This window comes from Bradyrhizobium sp. (assembly GCF_049691595.1).
In the GTDB taxonomy this organism is placed as follows: Bacteria; Pseudomonadota; Alphaproteobacteria; order Rhizobiales; family Xanthobacteraceae; genus Bradyrhizobium.
Genome location: NZ_JBAVNZ010000110.1, coordinates 1 through 3196, shown reverse-complemented (window position 1 = coordinate 3196; position 3196 = coordinate 1). Strand labels below are relative to the sequence as shown.

At 65.0% G+C, this 3196-nt stretch carries 3 protein-coding genes; 2 read left to right on the top strand and 1 reads right to left on the bottom strand.

Translation table 11 applies throughout. The annotated features are described in order from the left end of the window. Together WCE35_RS05090 and WCE35_RS05085 are read left to right on the top strand one after the other, a co-directional pair. The coding region (locus WCE35_RS05090; protein ID WP_424592253.1) for a sulfite exporter TauE/SafE family protein at window positions 1–549 on the top strand (549 nt) is incomplete at its 5' end. After that, window positions 546–1331: a TIGR02186 family protein gene (locus tag WCE35_RS05085; RefSeq protein WP_424592252.1), complete on the top strand. Its 786-nt coding sequence runs from the start codon at window positions 546–548 to the stop codon at window positions 1329–1331. The genes WCE35_RS05090 and WCE35_RS05085, both read left to right, overlap by 4 nt. 182 nt (window positions 1332–1513) lie before the next feature. On the opposite strand, the gene WCE35_RS05080 is transcribed toward WCE35_RS05085, so the two are convergent. Then, complete coding sequence (locus WCE35_RS05080) at window positions 1514–2857, bottom strand: NRAMP family divalent metal transporter (protein WP_424592251.1); 1344 nt, start codon at window positions 2855–2857, stop codon at window positions 1514–1516. Window positions 2858–3196 lie beyond the last annotated feature (339 nt).

Here is a 3196-nt window from a genome sequence, read left to right as displayed (position 1 = left end):
GGACTGATGTTCTGGGAGGGCTTGCGCGCGCTGCTGCGGATCCGCCGCGGCGGCGCGGTATCGGCGCGCCGGCCGGGCAGCCACGTCTGGATCCACGGGCTGCCGCTGAAAATGCGCTTCAAGCGCTCGAAGATCTACCTTTCGGTGATCCCGGTCATCGTCGTCGGCCTGGTGATCGGCTTCATCGGCGCCGTCATGGGGATCGGCGGCGGCTTCATCCTGGTGCCACTGATGATCTATCTGTTGCGGGTGCCGACCTCGACCGTGATCGGCACCTCGATGGTGCTGACGCTGGTCACCATGGTGTTCGCCACCATGCTGCACGCGGTCACCAACCATCTGGTCGACGCCGTGCTGGCGCTGATCCTGATGGTCGGCGGCGTCACCGGCGCGCAGTTCGGCGCCCGTGCCGGCCAGAAAATCCGCGGTGAACATCTGCGGCTGCTGCTCGGGCTTCTGGTTCTCGCCGTGGGCATCCGCTTCGCCGTCGAACTGGTGATCCGGCCCGACGATCTCTTCACCATCCGGGAAACCGGAGGCGCCGGATGATCGCACGGCTTTGCCTCGCGCTGGCTGGCGTTGCGCTTGGTGCCGCACTGGCGGCCCCGCTTGCGCGCGCGGAGCGGCTGATCGTATCGGTGTCGAACCACCGCGTCACGGTGACGCCGAACTATTCCGGCGAGGAGCTGGTGCTGTTCGGCTCGGTGGAAAAGGACGCCGGCACGCCGGCCAACCACGCCAATTACGATCTGGTGGTGACGGTGAGCGGGCCGCGCGCCGACATGGTGACGCGGCGCAAGGAACGCAAATTCGGCATCTGGATCAACACCGACTACCGGCAATTCCTGAAAGTGCCGAGCTATCTGGCGCTGTTCTCCAACCGGCCGTTCGAGGCCATCGCCTCGCACGAGGTGCAGCGGCGCCAGCAGCTTGGCCTCAACAATGTGCTGCTGACCCAGCGCGTCGGGCCCGACTATGCCGACGTGGTGCCGAACGACGCGTTCCGCAGCGCCTTCGTGCGGCTGCGCGTCGAACATGGCCTCTATCGCGAGGCGACCTCGGCGGTGACGTTCCTGACGCCGACCTTGTTCCGCACCGGCATTCCCTTGCCGGCCGAAGTGCCGATCGGCACCTACGACGTCGAAATAAAACTGTTCGCCGACGGCGCGCTGCTGACCAAGACCGAAACCGCCTTCGAGATCGTCAAGGTCGGCTTCGAGCAGTTCGTCGCGAACACCGCGCGGAACAACGGCCTGGTCTATGGGCTGGTGACCGCCTTCATGGCGCTGATGACCGGCTGGATGGCCTCGATCGTGTTCCGGAAGGATTGAGCTCGTGGCGTTCCCCGGATGCAGCGCAGCGCGCCGCGCTTGCACTCGGGTCCGCGCGTTGCGCGGCCCGAGCACAGGCTCCATGATGCGCTGCTGATCCGGGGTCCATCTTGTTTGGCTGCGAATGGGTCCCGGCTCTGCGGTGCACCGCCAAGAGGCGCTGCACCGCGTCCGGGACGCGATCAAACAAAAAACCCCGCTCCCATTGCCAGCACGCTGAGCAGCATCGCCGCCGTCGACAGCCAGCCCAGCCAGTACAGCGCCCCGCTGATGATATAGCGGCCCATCACATCCCTGCGGCGCGACATGATCATCAGCAGCACCATCACGGGGACGGCGAGCACGCCGTTGATGACGGCGCTCCAGTACAGGGCCGAGATCGGATTGATCGGCGTGAAATTGAGCCCGATCCCGATCGCGCCCGACAGCGCCAGCACGGCGTAGAACGCCACCGCCTCTTTCGGCTTGCGCGCCAGCCCAACCGGCCATTGCCGTCCCTCGCCGACGGCATAGGCGGCAGCGCCTGCGAGCACCGGTATGGCCAGAAGCCCGGTGCCGACGATGCCGAGCGCGAAAACCACTTCCGCGAACTGGCCGGCGATCGGACGCAGCGCTTCGGCGGCCTCAGCCGAGGTCTGGATATCGGTCTTGCCCGCGACGTGCAGCGTCGCGGCGGCGGTGACCATGATCGCCAATGCGATCAGGTTGGAGAAAGCCATCCCCATGACGGTGTCGGCGCGGATGCGATGGAATTCCCTTTGCGCACCGTAATGTTTTTCGATCAGCGGCTGTTTTCGAACGTCGACGCGCTGGTCTTCGGCCTCCTGCGACGCCTGCCAGAAGAACAGATAGGGCGAGATCGTGGTGCCGAAGATCGCGACGATGGTGGTGAAATAATCCGCGCTCCAGCTGAGGCGCGGAATGAAGACGCCGGCGAGCGCCTCTCCCCATGAGATATTTGCAAAGGCGAGCGCGGCGACATAGGCGAACAGACTGAGCGTCAGCCATTTCAGGACCGACACGTAGCGTCGGTAGTCGAGAAAGATCTGCGCCACCACCGACGTCACGCCGAACACCATCACATAGACGATGCCGGGCCCGCCAATCAGCAATTTGGTGGCATCCGCCATGGCGCCGAGGTCGGCTGCGATATTGATGGTGTTGGCGATGAACAACAATGCCACGACGGCATTGAGCAGCCATGCCGGATAATGGCGGGACACATTGCCGGAAATGCCGTGCCCGGTGACGCGCCCGACCCGCGCGGAGATCTCCTGGATCGCCGCCATCAGCGGAAAGGTCAGCAGCATGGTCCAGCCGATGCCGTAGCCGAGCTGCGCGCCGGCCTGGCTGTAGGTGCCGATCCCCGAAGGGTCGTCGTCGGACGCGCCGGTGATCAGGCCGGGCCCGAGCGCTTTGACGGCGTCGCGAAAGCGAAACGGCTGATTCGGCTCGGGCTTCGGCGCCGGCTTTTGATCGCCGGCGGCTTTGTGGTTCCTGGGATTCGACGTTTTGCGATGTGCCATGCCCGGATCCAGCCGCCACGACAACGTGTCGTACCCGGCTCGGTTCCTCGCAAGGAACCTGCCAGGATGGCCTGATATCAGCCTATGCCGGGAAGCGCGAGTACGCGGCGCAGCGCCTGGACAAAAAATCGCGAAAACAACCCCATGCAAAGTAGAGCGGGCCCGGCTCGCAGCACCCGTGCTACGCTCCGTCCGGGGCACGAGAAGAAAAATGATCCGTTGTCACGGCCTCAACCTTATCTCATCCCGCTCTCCAGGCCTGAGCATCCTGTCCGACATCGCGACCCCGTCCGCCATCGCGTGCTCACGGCGAAGGACAGATTCGCCCCGATCGAGGAG